This window comes from Micromonospora sp. NPDC050200 (assembly GCF_040656135.1).
In the GTDB taxonomy this organism is placed as follows: Bacteria; Actinomycetota; Actinomycetes; order Mycobacteriales; family Micromonosporaceae; genus Micromonospora.
The window spans coordinates 64,767-81,996 of sequence record NZ_JBFALG010000015.1 but is presented as its reverse complement, the minus strand read 5'-3'; the positions used below and the strand labels follow the sequence as shown (position 1 = coordinate 81,996).

The 17,230-nt window shown below is 69.7% G+C and carries 11 protein-coding genes, 2 tRNA genes and 1 pseudogene; 4 read left to right on the top strand and 10 right to left on the bottom strand.

The features are described from left to right. Nucleotides 1-58 precede the first annotated feature (58 nt). The 3 genes from AB0I41_RS13030 to AB0I41_RS13020 form a co-directional block, all read right to left on the bottom strand. Nucleotides 59-1,132, bottom strand: a complete 1,074-nt coding sequence (locus AB0I41_RS13030) for a sugar phosphate isomerase/epimerase family protein (RefSeq protein ID WP_357105854.1) — start codon at nt 1,130-1,132, stop codon at nt 59-61. Between the two features lie 79 nt (nt 1,133-1,211). Continuing rightward, the gene (locus tag AB0I41_RS13025) at nt 1,212-4,541 is read right to left on the bottom strand and encodes a ThuA domain-containing protein (protein ID WP_357105851.1); all 3,330 of its coding nucleotides are present in this window, start codon (nt 4,539-4,541) and stop codon (nt 1,212-1,214) included. A 330-nt stretch (nt 4,542-4,871) separates the two neighbouring features. Then, nucleotides 4,872-5,255 carry a hypothetical protein gene (locus tag AB0I41_RS13020; protein WP_357105848.1) on the bottom strand — a complete coding sequence of 128 codons (384 nt, stop codon included), beginning with the start codon at nt 5,253-5,255 and terminating at the stop codon, nt 4,872-4,874. Between the two features lie 285 nt (nt 5,256-5,540). On the opposite strand from AB0I41_RS13020, the gene AB0I41_RS13015 reads away from it, so the two are divergent. The 4 genes and pseudogenes from AB0I41_RS13015 (at nt 5,541) to AB0I41_RS13000 (ending at nt 8,724) form a co-directional block, all read left to right on the top strand. Then, nucleotides 5,541-5,613, top strand: a tRNA-Asn gene (locus tag AB0I41_RS13015). Between the two features lie 393 nt (nt 5,614-6,006). Further along, complete coding sequence (locus tag AB0I41_RS13010; RefSeq protein ID WP_357105845.1) at nt 6,007-8,130, top strand: MMPL family transporter; 2,124 nt, start codon at nt 6,007-6,009, stop codon at nt 8,128-8,130. A 7-nt stretch (nt 8,131-8,137) separates the two neighbouring features. Beyond that, nucleotides 8,138-8,507 (top strand): annotated as a pseudogene (locus AB0I41_RS13005) (amine oxidase); the annotation flags it as partial. Nucleotides 8,508-8,647: 140 nt separating this feature from the next. Further along, nucleotides 8,648-8,724: transfer RNA gene (locus AB0I41_RS13000), tRNA-Ile, on the top strand. A 14-nt stretch (nt 8,725-8,738) separates the two neighbouring features. Here AB0I41_RS13000 and AB0I41_RS12995 read toward each other — a convergent pair. From AB0I41_RS12995 to AB0I41_RS12965, 7 genes are all read right to left on the bottom strand, one after another. Next, the gene (locus AB0I41_RS12995) at nt 8,739-9,755 is read right to left on the bottom strand and encodes a tyrosine-type recombinase/integrase (protein WP_357105842.1); all 1,017 of its coding nucleotides are present in this window, start codon (nt 9,753-9,755) and stop codon (nt 8,739-8,741) included. A 239-nt stretch (nt 9,756-9,994) separates the two neighbouring features. Continuing rightward, nucleotides 9,995-11,452 (bottom strand): group II intron reverse transcriptase/maturase, encoded by a 1,458-nt coding sequence (gene ltrA, locus AB0I41_RS12990; protein WP_357105840.1) that lies wholly within the window; start codon nt 11,450-11,452, stop codon nt 9,995-9,997. A gap of 780 nt (nt 11,453-12,232) precedes the next feature. After that, nucleotides 12,233-12,562 carry a hypothetical protein gene (locus AB0I41_RS12985; RefSeq protein WP_357105837.1) on the bottom strand — a complete coding sequence of 110 codons (330 nt, stop codon included), beginning with the start codon at nt 12,560-12,562 and terminating at the stop codon, nt 12,233-12,235. A gap of 170 nt (nt 12,563-12,732) precedes the next feature. After that, the gene (locus AB0I41_RS12980) at nt 12,733-13,167 is read right to left on the bottom strand and encodes a hypothetical protein (RefSeq protein ID WP_357105834.1); all 435 of its coding nucleotides are present in this window, start codon (nt 13,165-13,167) and stop codon (nt 12,733-12,735) included. Nucleotides 13,168-13,800: 633 nt separating this feature from the next. Continuing rightward, nucleotides 13,801-15,153 (bottom strand): hydrolase, encoded by a 1,353-nt coding sequence (locus tag AB0I41_RS12975; protein WP_357105831.1) that lies wholly within the window; start codon nt 15,151-15,153, stop codon nt 13,801-13,803. 170 nt (nt 15,154-15,323) lie between these two features. Beyond that, nucleotides 15,324-16,517 (bottom strand): ABC transporter permease, encoded by a 1,194-nt coding sequence (locus AB0I41_RS12970; protein WP_357105948.1) that lies wholly within the window; start codon nt 16,515-16,517, stop codon nt 15,324-15,326. A 9-nt stretch (nt 16,518-16,526) separates the two neighbouring features. Beyond that, nucleotides 16,527-17,177: an ABC transporter ATP-binding protein gene (locus AB0I41_RS12965; protein WP_357105945.1), complete on the bottom strand. Its 651-nt coding sequence runs from the start codon at nt 17,175-17,177 to the stop codon at nt 16,527-16,529. Nucleotides 17,178-17,230 lie beyond the last annotated feature (53 nt).

Genomic DNA, 17,230 nt, shown 5'->3' with positions numbered 1-17,230 from the left:
GCGAGTGGGCCGCACCCGGTGCACCGGGTGCGGCCCACACGATCGACGGTCGGGTCCGTCAGCCCCGCAGACCCGACATGTGCTGGTAGCTCACCTCGGCGTAGCGCAGCGACCGGCCCGGGTCGGCGCTGCCGCCCGGCGCGTTGTCCTGCTCCCACATCGGGTTGTGGTAGCCCTTGGCGCCCATGTTGGCGAAGAAGGTGCCGTAGTCGATGTCGCCCTGGCCGAGCGGCACCATGTCGTACCCGGCGGAGTTGGCCGGGTTGATCGCGCCGTCCTTGGCGTGGAACAGCGGGAAGCGCATGGTCCGGGCCGCCACCGTGGCCAGCGGGTCGAAGATGTTCGTCTGCGTGTTGCCGTCCGGGTCGGTGTAGCTGCGGTACCGGTGCTGCGCCACGTGGGCCCAGTAGATGTCCATCTCGAACCAGACCCACTCCGGGTTGGTCAGCCCGAAGAAGTACTCCAGCTTCCGGATGCCGGACGAGCGGGTCGGCCGGCCCAGCGTGTCCAGCGGCCCGCTGTCCAGCAGGAAGTTGTACGCCGCGTCGTGGTTGTGGGTGTAGAGCTTGAGGCCACGGGCGGCGGCCATCTCGCCGAAGGTGTTCCACCGGTCGGCGGCGGCGTCCCAGTCGGCCTTGTAGTTGCTGCCGGTCGGGTCGCTGCCGGTGCCGATGTGCGTCATGCCGAGGACCTCGGCGGTGTCCAGCGTCCGCTCGAAGGCGGCGATGGTGTCCGGGGTGACCGTGCCCGGGATGGAGGCGTGCGACCCGTTCGCCCGCAGCCCGTTGTCGTCCAGGATCTTGCGGATCTCCTCGGGGGTGATCTGCCGGCCGAGGATCCCGGTGTTCTGGGTGTACCCGGCGAACTCGACCTCCTTGTAGCCGATCTCGGCGAGCCGGCCGAGCACCCGCTCGAAGCCGTACGGGACACCGCTGGTGTCCGGGGCGGCGCTGATCCGGTCCCGGACGCTGTAGAGAATGATGCCGCGCTTGCCGGTCGGAACCAGCAGGCCGTTGCCCTCGGCCGAGGCGGCGGAGCCGAATCCGGCGGCGCCCACCGCCGCCGCGCCGGCCGCGCCGGCGATGGCGCCGAGCATCCGGCGACGGCTCATCCCGTGCTGCGTGTCGCTCATGTCCTGTCTACCTCTCGGTGCTGGGGTGATGGTGGTGCGGAGGGTGGGTGGGGCCACCGGGTGTGGCCCCACCCGGGTCTCAAGGTGTGACGCCGATGCCCTGACCGTTGAACTCGGCCCAGTTGAGGTTGCCGAAGCCACTGGCCGGGCCACCGGGGACGGTGGTGAAGACCAGGTAGAGCTTGTGCGACCCGCCCGGGTCGGTCAACGGCACGGTGGTGCTGGTGAAGGCGTTGTTGCCGCTGGTGGCGTTGACGGTGGCCGTGCTCAGCAGCGGGCCGGTGGGGGAGTCCAGCCGGAACTGGACGCCGAACCGGGGCTGCCCGGCGGTGGCCGCGCTGCCACCGGAGGTCCGCAGCGTCACCGACTGCATGTTCTTCAGGTTCACGGTGTTGTTGATCGCGATCCAGTCGCCCGGGTCGAGGCTGCCGCGCTGCAGCCCGCCGCCGGTGTCGGCGCTGGTGCCGACGGTGGTGCCGGACTCGTCCGTGGCGAACTCGACCTCCTGCCGCTTGGCCTGGATGATCTGCTGGTCCACCGTGGTCAGCGCCGGCTGCCCGTTGGCGCCCTTGTCGGTGTACGACGCGCTGACGACGCCGTAGATGTAGCCGCCGTGCGAGGCGTCGTCGGCATCCGTGGGCAGCACCCCGGAGCAGCCGTACTGGTTGGCCCCGCCGTGACCGTGCTGGTCGTGGCCGAGGACGAAGGTCACCTCGACCTTGCCGCAGTCGATCGGGCCGTCCTCCGGGTCGGTGACGGTGACCGAGAACGGGATGTCGTCGCCCCAGCTGAAGAAGCCGCCCTCGAGCGGGGTGACGACGGTGACGGTCGGCGCGGTGTTGCCGACAGTGATGGTGGTGTTCGCCGACGCGGTCTTGCCGCTGGAGTCGGTCACCGTCAGGCGGGCGGTGTAGACGCCGTTGGTGGTGTAGGTGTACGTCGGGTTCGGGTCGATCGAGTCGGTCGTGCCGTTGCCGTCGAAGTCCCAGGCGAACGAGATCGAGTCGGCCGGGTCCGGGTCCTTCGAGCCCTCGCTGGAGAAGGCCACGGTCAGCGGTGCGGTGCCGTTGGTCGAGGTCGCGTTCAGTACGGCGGTGGGCGCCCGCAGACCCTTGACGTAGCTGAACTTGAGCATGGCCGCGTCCGGGTTGATGTTGAAGAACCCGTCGCCGTAGGTCAGCAGGTAGAAGTTGCCGTCCGCGCCCCAGCGCATGTCCATCGGGTTGTCGCAGAGGAACGGCTTGGTCGCCGTGGTGGGCGCCTGGCCGCAGTTCAGCACATTGTTGATCTTCAGGATGTCACCCTTGTCGTCCAGCCGGATCTCCTTGAGGGTGTCCCGGGTGAACTCACCGAAGAAGATCGCCCCGTCGTAGTACTCGGGGAACTTCGTCTCCGACTTCAGGTTCGGGTCGTAGTCGTACTTCGCCGCGCCGTGCGGGCCGACGCCACCGGTGCCGAGCTCGGGGAAGAGCACCGGACAGGTCTGCGTCGGCGTCGACAGGTACGACTCCGGGCACGGGGTGGGCGCGTTGAACGAGTACCACAGCTCGGACTTCTCCACCGCGGGCAGGTCGGTCAGGCCGGTGTTGTGGCGGGAGGTGTTCTTCGGCGCGGCGCAGTCGAACGGCGCCACCGGCGAGATGGGGCTGGTGGTCCAGTTCATCTCGATGTACGGCAGGTTCGGCTGCACGCACATCGGCCAGCCGTAGTTCGCCGGCTTGTCGACCACCATCATCCGGCCGGTCCCGGCCGGGCCCCGTCCCACCCCGGGGTCCCGGGAGTCGGGGGAGTAGTCGGTGATGTAGGCGACGTCGTTCTTGTCGAGCGTGATCCGGAACGGGTTCCGGAAGCCCATCGCGTAGATCTCCGGCCGGGTCTTGTCGCCCGGGTCCTGCGCCTCGGGGAACATGTTGCCCACCGGTGCGGTGTACGAACCGTCCGCCCCCACCGTGATCCGCAGGATCTTGCCGCGCAGGTCGTTGGTGTCGGCCGAGCTGCGCCGGGCGTCGACGAACGGCGCCTGGTAGACGCCGGTCGCGCTGACCGAGTCGTTGTGCGGCGAGAAGCCGCCGGAGCCGCCGCCGCCGGCCGGGGTGTCGTCGCCGGTGACCAGCCACAGGTTGTTCTTCGAGTCGAACGCGATGTCACCGGCCACGTGGCAGCACGCGCCCCGGTCCACCGGCACCTGCATGATCTTCTGCTCGGTGCTCACGTCCAGCGACGGGGTCTCCCCGTCGACGAACTTGAACCGGGAGAGCTGGAAGTAGCCCTTCCACTGGTCCCAGGCCCTGGGGTCGGTGCTGGTCGTCGGCGCGCTGCCGGCGGGGGTGTCCAGCGGTGGCGCGTAGTACAGGTAGACCCACTTGTTGGTGGCGAAGTCGTTGTCGATCGCCGGGCCGTACATCCCGTCCTCGCTGTGGGTGTAGACCGGGATCTGCGCCAGGACGGTGGTCTCGTTGCTCTCCGGGTCGTGCAGGCGTACGCCGCCGCGCCGGTCGGTCTGGATCACCCGGCCGTCGGGGAGCACGTCGAAGCCGATCGGCTCGTTGACGTTCGGTTGTGCCCCGACCACCGTCATCTGGTAGTTGGCCAGCACCGTCGCGCCGCAGTCGCCGTCGGTCACGCCGGCCGCCCACTGGATCGCCCCGCCCAGGTGGGCGCGCAGGTCGGTGCTGCCGAAGCTCTCCGGCGTCGCGCCGAGCCCGGTGTAGAAGGACCGGCCGCCCTGGTAGTCCTTGCACCAGGTCACCGGGTGGTCGAAGCCCATCGACCCGCCGGCGTACGTCTTCTCGTCCACCGTGGCCAGCACGTGCGACACGCCCCGGACGTTGCCGGCGAAGTTGTACCAGCGGTCGGTGTGCGCCCACCGTTCCGGAAGTTGCTCCGACGCGGGGTGCACCCGGTCGGCGACGGTGACGCTGGCCGGGCTCGCCGCCGTGGCGGCGCCCTTCGCCCGGGTGCCGAGGACGTTGTCCAGGAAGGACCAGCCCGGCTCGGCCTCGATGGCCGAGTGGACGCCGACGAAGCCGCCGCCGTCGCGGTAGTACCGCTCGAACGCGGCCTGCTGGCCGTCGGTGAGGATGTCGCCGGAGGTGTTCAGGAAGACCACCGCGCGGAACTGCTTGAGGTGCGATTCGTCGAACTTGCGGGCGTCGCCGGTCACCTCGACGGTGAACCGCCGATCCTTGCCGAGCTGCTGGATCGCGGCGACCCCGGCGGCGGTGGCGGCGTGGCTGCCGCCGGCGGACCGGGTGAAGACGAGGACCTTGTATTCGATGCCGTTGCTGGCGGGCGCCGGGGCGGCGAGCGCCGGGGTCGGCTGCTGCGGTGCGGTCGCGACGAGTGTCGCGCCCACGAGGGTGAGGAGACTGAGGTAGGTGGTGGCCCTTCGGCCGATCGGTCTGCGCATCGAACCTCGCTCTGGTCGGGGCGGGTCCGCCTCAGCGCGGTCGCTGAGGGGGTCGCTACGAGTACCAAGAGCCTGGCCAGGTTCTACGCAGGAACGATATTTGTGAGTGGGACCAAAGAGAAGGGGTTGACGGCAGAAGTTTTCGATGTTCCGCGCGAACTTTTGCTCCAAATCGCCGAAAGTGGCATCGGCGCGGGTGAGGAGGGCCCTGGCCTGCCCGCGCTCGTGCCTGTGTCCCGCCCCTCACGCGCCAGTGGGCCGGTCGTCATTCGACGACCGGCCCGCCGGACAGTGCGTTCAGAGGGTGCTGCCGCTGGTGCCCGAGCCGGGCTACTTGCGGGGCGTGGTGGTGGCCGACCCGGAGGTCGAGCCGGTCGAACCCGTGCTCGACGAGCCGGAGCCCGCCTTCGCCCCGACCGTGGCCGGCGTTCCGGCGAACGCGTCGTCGGCGGCCGTCAACTCCTGCTTCTTGCTGCCGTTGCCGGTGCCGGTGCCCAGCTTCTCGCCGAGCTTCGACTGGCCGAGCTTGTCCTTGCCCTCGCTGTAAAGCCGGGTCGCCTGGGCCTGCGCGACACCCGCCGCCTCCTGGACGGTCGGGTGGTCGAGCACCTTGCGGCCCCGCACGACCAGCTCCTCGTACTTCTCGCGGCCGGCGCGGGCGCCCAGGACGAAGCCCGCAGCCAGCCCGCCAAGAAACATGATCTTTCCGCGCATGGCGGCTCCTTCCGTACCTGACGCTTTGCCGGTCCCGTCCGGGCAGACCCGTTCGGGACCGACCATCTCGCGCCTAGTCCTCTGTCGGCAGCTAACTACCCATCCTGCTCCGCGCTCATGCCTGGTTGTGCCCGGATGGCGATTTGTCCGAATTATTCTGCCGGTGTCGCGCCGCTCCGCTACCAGGGGCCGTGGAAGTAACCCCCTGGACCAGACCCCCCAGGAATCCTGTACTCTTGTGCCGTCGCCGAGCGCCGGAGAGATCCGGAGCGGGTGACAAAGCGGTCCCCCGTAGCTCAATTGGCAGAGCAGCCGGCTGTTAACCGGCAGGTTTTTGGTTCGAGTCCAAACGGGGGAGCTCAAGCTCCACCCACGCCCGTCGGCCCCGCCGACGGGCGTTTTTCGTCACCGCCCCCGGGCCGCCCGGCCCTGCGGTCGCCCGGCCCCGCCGGGAGCCAGGCGGCCGGGTCGGGGCTTGGGGCCGGACGAGCGTTCCGATGGTCAAAAGCGCGCCAAGTCGTCGGGGCATCGCCAAATCACCCACCGCCCCCACGCCCACCGCCCCCACGCCCACGCCCACCGCCCCCACGCCCACCGCCACGACACCCGCCGCCCCCACAGCGCGGCGGGAGGCGACGGGGTGGGGGTCCGGTTTCGGCTCGCCGGGGCGTGCTCGGGCGGCAAGATGGTCAATGTCGACCCGAACTCCCGTTGCGTCGATTGGTGCATCGATTCAAGAGGGTGGGTGGAGATGGTCGGAAGACGGGGCTGGGGCGCGGCCACACTCATCGCGGTGCTGGTGGTGCTCGGCTGGCTGGTGGTCGGCGGGATCGCCGGGCCGTACTCCGGGAAGTTGGGCGAGGTCGCGACCAACGACAACGCCGCGTTCCTGCCCACCGACGCCGAGGCGACCCGGGCGCAGGACCTGGCCGCCGGCTTCGTGGGGCAGGCGACCACCCCCGCGCTGGTGCTCTACGAGCGCAGCTCCGGCATCACCGACGCGGACCAGCAGCGGGCGGCCGCCGACGCCGCCCGGTTCGCTCAGGTTCGGGGCGTGGTCGGGCCGCTGCGGCCGCCGATGCCCAGCCGGGACGGCCAGGCGCTCCAGGTGGTCGTACCGATCACGGCCTCGGCGGGCGAGGAGATCGGCCAGGTGGTCGAGGAACTGCGCCGGATCGCCGGCACCGATCGGGACGGGCTCACCGTCGACGTCGCCGGACCGGCCGGGCTGCTCGCCGACCTGATCGAGGTGTTCAGCGCGATCGACGGGCCGTTGCTGCTGGTCACCCTGGTCGTGGTGCTGGTCATCCTGCTGATCGTCTACCGCAGTCCGGTGCTCTGGCTCTTTCCGCTGCTCGCGGCGGGGATGTCGTACTCGGTGGCGTCGGTGTTCGTCTACCACCTGGCGAAGCACGATGTGATCAAGCTGAACGGGCAGGCGCAGGGCATCCTCACCGTGCTGGTCTTCGGTGCCGGCACCGACTACGCGCTGCTGCTGATTGCCCGCTACCGGGAGGAGCTGCACCGGCACGAGCATCCCTGGGACGCGATGAAGACCGCCTGGCGGGGCGCCGCCCCGGCGATCGTCGCCTCCGGCGCCACGGTGATCGTCAGCCTGCTCTGCCTGCTGCTGTCCAGCCTGAACTCCAACCGGGCGCTCGGCCCGGTCGCCGCCGTGGGCATCGCCGCCACGCTGGTCGTGATGCTCACCTTCCTGCCCGCGCTGCTGCTGCTCGGCGGCCGGTGGGCGTTCTGGCCCCGCCGGCCCCGGGCCGGCCAGTTCGACCCGCAGGCCGAGCACGGCATCTGGAGCCGGATCGCCGGCTTCGTCGCCCGGCGTGCCCGACCGATCTGGCTGGTCACCGCCGCGGTGCTGGCCCTGCTCACCCTCGGCCTGACCCAACTCGGCGCCACCAGCCTCGGCCAGTCCGACCTGTTCACCAACCGCACCGACTCGGTCGCCGGCCAGGAGGTCATCGCCCGGCACTACCCGGCCGGCGCCGGCAGCCCGGCGACCATCTTCACCAACCAGCAGACCGCCCAGGAGGTCGCCCGGGTGGCGCAGGGCGTACCCGGCGTCGCCGCCGTACGCCCGGTCACCGCCGACCAGGCCGGCCCGCCGGAGCCGAACGCGCCGCCCAAGGTGGTCGACGGGAAGGTCCAGCTGGAGGCGACGCTCGCCGACCCGCCGGACAGCGACGGCGCGGAACGGACCATCCGCGACCTGCGCGTGGCCGTGCACCAGGTCCCCGGCTCGAACTCCGTGGTCGGCGGGTTCACCGCGATCAACGTGGACACCTCCGACGCCTCCACCCGGGACCGCAACGTGATCATCCCGGTGGTGCTGGTGGTCATCGCGGTGGTCCTGGCCCTGCTACTGCGGGCCCTGCTCGCCCCGGTGCTGCTCATCGCGACCGTGGTGCTGTCGTTCCTGGCCACCCTCGGCCTCTGCGCGCTGATCTTCAGGTACGTCTTCGACTTCCCCGGGGTCGACGCGTCCTTCCCGCTCTTCGCGTTCGTCTTCCTGGTCGCCCTCGGCATCGACTACAACATCTTCCTGATGAGCCGGGTCCGCGAGGAGTCGGTCAAGCGGGGCACCCGGGGCGGCGTGCTGGCCGGCCTCGCCGTCACCGGCGGCGTGATCACCTCCGCCGGCATCGTGCTCGCCGCGACCTTCTCCGCGCTGGCCGTACTGCCCCTGGTGGTGCTGGTGGAACTCGGCGTGGCGGTGGCGGTGGGCGTACTGCTGGACACCATCGTGGTCCGCTCGCTGCTGGTGCCCGCGCTGTCGTACGACATCGGGCCGAAGATCTGGTGGCCCGGCCGGCTGTCCCGGACGGCCCGGACTCCGACGGAGGCCGGGCATGCCGGCTGAGACGGACGTCGTGGTCGCCGTCGACCCGCCCGCGGCGGCCACGCTGCTGCCCACCCTTGCCCGGGTATGCATGCACAGTTACGCGACCCAACCTCGGTGGTCGGCCCGACCGCCCCGCCCGAGCCGGCCGTCCGGCGTGAGCTGGCCCGGCTCCACGGCCGGTCCACGGCGGACTGGACCCACCTGACCACCGTCGCGATCCCCGACGCGCTGCCCGCCGCGCCGCCGCCGCAGGGGCGACTGCGCAAGCCGGTCGCGCTCGGCGACGGACTGTTCGTGGCCGGCGACCACCGGGACAGCCCGTCATCCAGGGAGCGCTGGCCAGCGGCTGGCGTACGCCGGGGGCGGTGCTGGCGGAGCTGCGCGCGGTGGGCTGATCCCGGCACGGTACGGGGACCTACCGGGCCGCTGCTGGCTGTTATCCTCGCGTAGCCCATCGTGCCGGTCAGATGGCTGTGTCGGCCGGTTCGGTGGTGGCCGGTGATCCGTCGAGCGGGTTACGATCCGGCGCGGTATCGGGGCGGTAGCTCAGCCGGTTAGAGCAGGGGACTCATAATCCCTCGGTCGCGGGTTCGAGTCCCGCCCGCCCCACCAGCCGTTTTCCCTGGTCAGCCATGCTGCCGACGACCCGGACGGACCGCGTCGAGGTCCGGACCGACGCCCTCAGTCCGCACTGAGTCCGCAGCAGCACGGCCCGCCGCCCGGTCGAGGCGGTCCGCCACCTGGTCCAGGTCGTCCTCGAACAGGTCCGCGTACACGTCCAGCGTCATCGCCGCCGAGGCGTGCCCGAGCATCCGCTGCACCGCCTTGACGTTGGCGCCCTCGGCCACCGCCAGACTGGCCGCCGTGTGCCGCAGCTCGTGCGGCGTCAAGCCGGCGAGCCCGATCGACTCCGCAGCCCGGTCGAAGACGCGGCGACGGAAGTTGTTGTTGCGCAACACCTCGCCGGCCGGGGAGGTGAACACCAGCTCGTCGCCGGAACGGCCGGCGATCTGCGCGGCGATCGGCTCGACCAGGAACCGGGGGAGCGGCACCGACCGCCGTTGGTGCGTCTTCGGCGTACCGAACACCGCCCGCCCGTTGACCTCCGTCACCGACTCCGCCACCAGCAGCCGACGCTTCACCAGGTCCACCCGTCGCACCCGAAGCGCGGCCAGCTCGCCCCAGCGCAGCCCGGTGTAGGCCAGCACCCGGATGATCAGCCCGTGCGGCTCTGCCGCCGCCGCCAGCTCGCCCACCTGGCCGTGCGTCAGGAACACCTTCTCCGAGCGTCCGACCCGTGGCAGCCGCACACCGGCCGCGACGTTGCGAGTCAACCGGCCATCCCTAACCGCCAGCGCCAGCAGCAGCGAGAACACCCGATGGGCCTGCCGAACGGTGGACGGCGCAAGACCGGCCTGCGTCATGCGGCGCACCCACTCACCCACGTCGGCGTGCGTGATTGCCGAAAGCGGGACGCGTTCCCACACCGGGAGCACCTGCATCCGCAGGAGGCTGGCGTACCGCTGGCGAGTCGATGGCTTGAGCTGCACCTGATTGGCGAACCACCGGGCGGCCCAGTCGCCAACGGTGACCCGCGCGAGAGCCGGATCGACCCACTCACCGCGGGCGAGTGCCGTCTTCATCAAGGCGGCCCGCAAGCGGGCCGCGCCGGCCCGGCCCCGGCCTGCTGGCGACCTCCGGCCGGCATCGGCCGGGCCGGCCGGCCACGCTTGGGTACGACACGATCAGAAGACCTGTTGAGTCGGCCTGGGGCGCGGTGCCGGTGTTGCCACTGGTCCGTTTCCCCAGGCCGCTCGCCGAACCCGCCGTGCGGCTCTCGCCGCAACGGGCTCTCCACGAATTCTGCCGTCGGGCGGGGTTGTCAGGTCGCTGCCCAGGGTTTGGGGATCTTGTTGCCTCGGTAGTGGTAGCGGGTGACCGCGACCTTGCCGAGGTCGAACAGGGTTGTCCCGTCCGCTGTGATCGGCCGCCAGGTCCCGTCGGGTCTGGCCAGCCGTCGGCGGATGTCCTTCCAGCTCCACCGGTGCAGGGTTTTCAGCCACCGGATGACCCGGTGCCAGGTGAAGTCTTCCAGTTTGCGGAAGACTGCCTTGGCGACCGCGTGCTTGAAGTAGTTGGACCAGCCGCGCAGGATCTGGTTGAGCCTGATCAACGCGACGCTGGGCGTGAGCTGTGACGTCCTGGGGGTCAGGGCACGGATCTTGTCCTTCAGCTGCCGGACGGGCCGGTCAGCGATGAACGTGTAGACGTACCACCGATCGTGTGTGCCTCGCTTGCGGCGCCACTGGAGGTGGAACCCAAGGAAGTCCACACCCTCGCTCAGGTGCGCCACCCGGGTCTTGGCCGGCGACAGCCGTAGACCCATCGGGGCGATCACCTGGGCGATCTCCTCGCGCAGCGCTTCAGCGTGCTCGCGGGTGCCGTTGACCATGACGACGAAGTCGTCCGCGTAGCGGATCAGCCGCCAGGTCCCCAGCCCCTTGCGCCGCCGCCGATACCGGCGATCCTCGGTGCCCATCACCGACTCCCACTGCCCGTGAAGGTGCTCATCGAGCACGCTCAGGGCGATGTTCGCCAGCAACGGGGACAGGATGCCGCCCTGCGGGGTGCCGGTGTGGCTGTCCTCGAACTCGCCGAGTTCGGTGAGTACCCCGGCTTTGAGGAACGAGGTGACCAGCCGCAGCACACGCTTGTCTTTGACCCGTGCCCGCACCCTCGCCATCAGCGCGGTGTGTGAGATGGAGTCAAAGCACGCCTCGATATCCGCATCCACGACCCACTGGTAGCCCCGCGAACCGTAGTAGTGGATCTCGGCGACAGCGTCGTGCGCCCGGCGCATCGGCCGGAACCCATACGAGACCGGCACGAAATCGGCCTCGAAGATCGGTTCCAGGACAAGCTTCAGCGCCGCCTGCACGACCCGGTCAGCGATAGTGGGAATCCCGAGCCTGCGCAGCTTGCCGCTGCCACCAGGCTTCGGGATCTTCCTCTCCCGCACCGGCTGAGGACGGAACGTGCCCGCCTTCAGCTGCATCCGCAGGTCGTCCAGAAACGTCGGGACACCAATGTCCTGCTCGATCCGCCCGGCCGTCAGGCCGTCGGAACCGGCAGTATTGGCCCCGGCGTTGCTCGCGACCCGCACGAACGCCGCATGCAACGTCCGCGGGTCGTGCACGAGGTTGAACAGGTCGTCGAACCGGCGGCCGGGATCGGCCACCGCCCAACAGTGAAGCTTGGCCTGCATCCGCGGTACCCAGGGACCCCGCCGGCCGGCGTCGTCTTCCGTGGCGCCGATGTTCACCAGCGCGTCTCCCGTCATTGCAGCCTCCTCCCTTCGCGAATCCGCTGCCGTCCTTCGCCATGTGTCCGGCTCTCCCGGACTCGGACTACTACGACGGCTCCGCCCCACCCGGCGCGTTCAGCAGACGGTGCACCTATCCCGCCCCAGCGCTGGATTGCGCTGCAGGCGGGAGCCGTCACCGGGCGGTTCCCGTGTTCACTGGTGACCGTTCGATCAGTAGGCACCCGGCTATTCCCCTGCGGCCTCGCCACGAGTACGCCGTAGTCCTTCCCCGTGACCTCCCGACAGACGCCCCCAAGGGCTGCCAGGGAGTTCTCCAACCCTTCACACGAAGGGCGGATACGCGCCGCGCCCGGCCCACATCCACCAGGTTCGAGCCGGTGGGGCATTAAGGGGCGTCAACACCGGTTCCTCTCGTATGCCTCTGCATCTCGCTTGCCGGACCCGCACCATCTGGCAGTGCTGGCACGTCCCGGCGTTGTCAGGACTGCTCCCACCCTCCCCGGCACCTCCCGGATCAGGCTGTCCTCAGCTACGCCGACCCCGCTACGACGGGACCAGCGGTGCAGGTCTTCCTCCCGCACTCGGTCACGCAGCGCCTCACGGCGCACCGGGGCTCCGCCCCGAACCCCGGCCCTCCTCAGAGATCTGCCGGGAGCGGATCACCTCGACGGCCACCACAAGGGCTACCAGCCTCCCCGGACGGGGCCAAGGTCGTTCGTCCGGTAGGGCGCTCCACCTTGTCCCCGTCCGGGGAGGCTGGACGGTCTGGCGACTGCCCGACGAGGAGATCCGCCGCTACTGGTACGCGGACCTGCCCATCCTGTGCATCGCGAGCCATCCCGCCGCAAGAGACAGCAACACCGCTCCCTGTTGAGGCGCGATCAGCCAAAACCACTCTTCGTCGCGAAAGAACAGGACCAGGTGCGCCGTCGACAGCAAAGCAAGACCGGCAGCCCCGAAGTAGCCAGCAAAGACAGCTCGGGGCAGGTTGGCGGCCCGCCCCCATGCCCGTTCGCTGGCGCGCTGGCCTTTCATGCCGACCAGGATCACGGCATAGGCGAAGACGACCGCCCCCGCGCATCCCACGGCGGTGATGGCGGCCCCGAGAATCGCTCTAACCAGCACTCGGCCAGACTCCCACAGCCGTCAAGTGATCCCGCCAGCGGCGAGGGGAGGAAGGCTTGTGTACAGCTATCCATACAGCCAAGCCCGCCCGCTGACGCCGACATCACCCGACACCGGCAGACGGGCTGACCAGGCGTGCACCCGGCCAACCAGGCACCCGCGATCTTCTTCTAATCCCCAGGCCGCTTCCGGCCTTCGGCGGGAACGTAGCCGCTTGGAGAGTGGACGAACAAGCGGAAGCCCATCGGCACCCGCTGGTGGCGAGGCAGGCCGAGCACTTCGTAGTCGACCGCGAGGTCATCGAAGAAGAGTCCTGCTCCGGGAGCCTGCTCTACGTCCGGGATCGTGATTGTTACGAAGACCGGTAGCTCCATGCCGGCTCCCACCCTGATCGACCGGAACGGTGCCGCCGTAGCCGGGTCGAACAATAGGGCAGTGGACTCATCGACGGCATGGTTTGCCGCTAAGCGGGCGATCTTGAACACGTGCTGATCGGCAGGACCGTCATCGACCGCGATGCCGCTGATCGTGACCGGCCACGGACCGGGATTGCGGATGGACGCGCCGAACGTGATCTGCCCTCCGGGATTGAATGCGAACCGCACCTCCGTCGTCGGTCCTTCCGTGCGGGACTCCGCATCGGCTCCGTGCCACCACGAGCTGCCGTGATCGAGGCGATGACCGAGGGTGGCCGCTAGATACCCGGCACACAGTGCGACAGCTAGCGTGGCGGCCAGGAGCCGTCGACGGCGCATCACAGGGGCCTCCGGGTGAAGACGTGCAGCGGCGTCAACGTCATGACAGCGCACGCTACAACGCGCATGTGCATGGCGCTGCCCGTGCCATCCACGTGCCAACTGTCGCTCCGCGCAGCCGACCCGCGCAGTCCGCATCTAGTCCGCAAGAGGTCGACCGACGGCGGGGGAGTGGTGAGAGGTGTCGAGAGCCGTTTCCGCTGCTAGAAGCCCAAGCGCGCAGCTCGCCGGGTCGCTCATCTTGATCTCATAATCCCTCGGTCGCGGGTTCGAGTCCCGCCCGCCCCACCGTTGATCATGGCTCTGACCCGGCCTTTCGTGCCGAATCAGAGCCTTCCTCGTGTCGTCGGTGGATAGCTGTGTGATCGACGTGTGATCTACGGGGCACGGCCACAGCGATGGTGAGGACAACCAAAGATCGTGCGGTGCGAGTGGGTCACAGCGGTGACCCTGCTCGTTTGCGGGTCATCGCCGACGCGGCGGCTACGCTGGGGGATAGAACCTGGCCTCTGGATACTGGGCAGAGGGGCCGTCCAGCAGATGGGTCTCGCGGTTGCGCAACCACAGGTCGAAGAACGCACGGATGTAGGCGCGTTCAGCGGCGACCGTCCGCTCCGGGTCGGTCTCACCGATCCAGGGGGCGGCCGTTGGGATGATTCCGGCCTTCGCCAACTGGCTGAGCAAGGGCTCGTCGTCGGTGTAGCTGAAGTGGGTCGTGTCGATGAGCGAGATGAACCGCCGCCATCCGCGCAGGTGGTGCCAGACGGTGCTGGTCAGATCGCCGAAGTAGTCCGGCCCGAACCCGCCGCTGGCCATGATCATGAATGGTCGATCGCCAATCCGGCTCGCCAGAAGTTTCAGCGCCCTGTCGATCTCCTCGGGGCTCGACTCGAGGGGGATGTCGTCGGGGAAGAAGCTGCCGTCGAGGTTGACTCCGGCGCGGACCCTGGGGTCCTGGGCCATGATCTGGGCTGTGGTCGCGCCTCCCAGCGAATGCCCGAACATGCCGATCCTGGCCATATCCATGCAGGCACCCAGACCGCCGGGGAGCGGGCTGTGTTCGGCGTCGGGGTTTTGGCTTGCTTTGAGCGTGGCGAGCGAGTCGATGACGAACCTGGTGTCGGCGATGCGTATCGACAAGGCGACGTAGGGCGCCTGCTGGGGCCGGCCTCGTTCCACCCGTCCCCCGGGGAACTCCACCTCGCCAGCCTGATACGTATGGCTGATCGTGACCACCACGTACCCGTGGCTGGCGAGCTCCTCCACCAGCGTGGTTCCCTGTTCGCGGTTCTGGTCCGCTCCTGGGGAGAAGAACACCACCGGATACGGGCCAGCCGACCGGTCGACCGGCGCGCCCTCGGCGGCGTGCGTGATCGGGAAGTCGACGCCGTCGAGCGAGACCTCCGAGGTCATAACGGCTGGAGGCGGAGGCGGAGGCACGTCGGGCGAGGGGCCCGGCGGGGACCCGAGGACCGTCTCCAGCTCCTGCCGGTAGTAGGCGAGAGCGGCCGCCGGCATCCACGGCGCCAGACGGCGACCGGCCTTTCGGGCCGGATACCACACGGAGACCATCAGTTCTCGAGGGTGCGGAGCCGGCAGGAAGGGATCCTGCCGGGCGTGGTCGATCAGATGGAGCGAGACGGTCCCGATGTCGTTTGGGCCGGTCGGCGCGGGCAAAATGAGCCGCACTCGGCTCGGCCGGCCGGCGGCGAAAACCGAGCCGGTCGGGGTCGACACAGCCAGGCCGCCGGCGACGGCGATCGCTCCACCGAGCAGCCGGCGCCGATTGATGGCGGCTCCGTACACGGGGTGTACCGAATTTCGAGGATCGTCCATGTTTGCCTTCTGTCACGTGAAATGTGGGTGATTGCAACGCTGCCGTCGGCGTACGGCTGGCAAGTCAGGCGCGGTTCGTGCGGCCGACGGGAATTCGCACGAGGCGAACTGCGGCCTCGGCTCTTGTCTTGCTGATGACTGGTCCTGCGGCCCGCTGTTGATGCGGATTGTCAGGGTGTGGCGAGGGCTTCGGTGGGAGCGAGGCGGGCGGCGCGGATGGCCGGGTACAGGCCGGCGATCGCGCCGATGACAAGCGTGGCCGCCACACCAGCGGCGGTCGCCCAGGCGGGTACGACGGGCGGCCACGACTGGGTGGCGGCGTAAAGGATCGTCACCGCGATGCCGAGCACCGCTCCGCCGACGCCGCCGAGTGCTGACAGCAGCAGAGATTCGGCCAGGAACTGGAGTCGGATCTGGCCCCGGGTGGCGCCGAAGGAACGACGCAGTCCGATCTCGGCGCGGCGTTCGAGGACGGAGATGACCATGGTGTTGGCCACCCCGACACCGCCGACGAGCAGGGCCACCGCGCCCAGGCCGAGCAGTAGGCCGGTGAAGGCGCGGTTGGTAGCCTGGCGGGCAGCCAGCGCGTCGGATGGCCGGGACACTTGTACCTCGTTGGGCGCCGGTGGGTTGGCGGTAGCCGCGAGTACGGCTTGGACCGCCTCTACGGAGGCGTCCGCGGTTCGCGTGTAGACAGTCGTCGGGTGCCCGTCGAAGCCCAGGTAGGACTCTGCAGCCGGCCAGCCGATCAGCGCCGTGGAGTCCAACTCGGGCGCGAGCGGCACCGGGTCGAGGACGCCGATGACGGTGAACCACTTGCTGCCCAGGTACACCTGCACGTCCGCACCCGCCGCCCCGATACCCAGTCGCCGGGCGGCCGAGGACCCCAGCACCACGGCCGGATACTTTTCGGTGGCCGCGTTGAACCAGGTGCCCTCTGCCACAGTGGCACCGACCGTCTTGGGCAGGTCGAGGTGGGCGGCTCGCACAGCGATGCCGCCGGTCTCGGCAGCGGGGATCCGGTCGCTGCGGTAGACCTTGGCGTCGGGAACCTTGCCGGTCGCGGCGACCTGGTTGACCGGTCCGATCCGGGAGATCATCGCCACGGACTCGGTGGGCAGCGTGGCGTCCTCGCCGAACATGGTGTTGCCGGGCGCGACGGTGAGCAGGTTGGTGCCGAGCGCGGCGAGGGTGCGATCGAGTTCCGCCCTGCTGGAGGAGGAGATGCCCACCACCGCGACCATCGCGGCGATGCCGATCGCGATGCCCAGCGCCGACAGGAACACTCGCATTGGCCGGGTACGCAGACCAGCGCCGCCGACGCGAATCACATCGCTGGGACGCAACCGGGCCGGGGAGAGCAGCGTGCTCACTCAGACCACCGTCCCGTCGCGCATGGCCACCTGCCGGGGCAGGCTGGCCGCGATGTCCCGGTCATGGGTGATGACCAGGACGGTGGTGCCGGCGGCGTGCAACTCCCACAGCAGTTCCATCACTCCTTCCCCGGAAGCCGAGTCCAGGTTGCCGGTCGGTTCGTCCGCCAGCAGCAGCGCCGGGTCGCCGGACACCGCACGGGCGACGGCGACCCGCTGCCGCTCACCTCCGGACAGTTCGTGCGGCCGATGGTCGAGCCGGTCACCCAGGCCGACGCGGACCAACGCGGTTTCCGCCCGGCGCTGGCGTTCTCTCATCGGTACGCCCGCGTACAGCAACCCGTCCGCGACGTTGTCCAGCGCGGACAGGCCCGGCGCGAGGTGGAACTGCTGGAACACGAACCCGATCCGGCGCGCCCGCAACGCCGAGAGTTGGCGGTCCGACAGCCGCGCCACGTCGTGCCCGTCGATGCGTACCGCGCCGGCCGAGGGTCGATCCAGGGTGCCGATCAGGTGCAGCATCGTGGATTTTCCCGAACCCGACGGGCCCACGATGGCCACCAGTTCGCCGTACTCGATGGACAGGGTGACACCGCGCACCGCGGTGACCCCACCGGGGTAGGACTTGCTCACCTCGTCCAACTCGACCACGGCGGCTTCGCTCGCGACTGCGAGGTTCGCAAGCTCCCTCCCCGCGCTCGCCC

Coding starts and splice junctions, on each gene's coding strand:
- AB0I41_RS13030 (WP_357105854.1), bottom strand. CDS start 1,132: ATGAGCGACACGCAGCACGGGATGAGCCGTCGCCGGATGCTCGGCGCC.
- AB0I41_RS13025 (WP_357105851.1), bottom strand. CDS start 4,541: ATGCGCAGACCGATCGGCCGAAGGGCCACCACCTACCTCAGTCTCCTC.
- AB0I41_RS13020 (WP_357105848.1), bottom strand. CDS start 5,255: ATGCGCGGAAAGATCATGTTTCTTGGCGGGCTGGCTGCGGGCTTCGTC.
- AB0I41_RS13010 (WP_357105845.1), top strand. CDS start 6,007: ATGGTCGGAAGACGGGGCTGGGGCGCGGCCACACTCATCGCGGTGCTG.
- AB0I41_RS12995 (WP_357105842.1), bottom strand. CDS start 9,755: ATGAAGACGGCACTCGCCCGCGGTGAGTGGGTCGATCCGGCTCTCGCG.
- ltrA (WP_357105840.1), bottom strand. CDS start 11,452: ATGACGGGAGACGCGCTGGTGAACATCGGCGCCACGGAAGACGACGCC.
- AB0I41_RS12975 (WP_357105831.1), bottom strand. CDS start 15,153: ATGGACGATCCTCGAAATTCGGTACACCCCGTGTACGGAGCCGCCATC.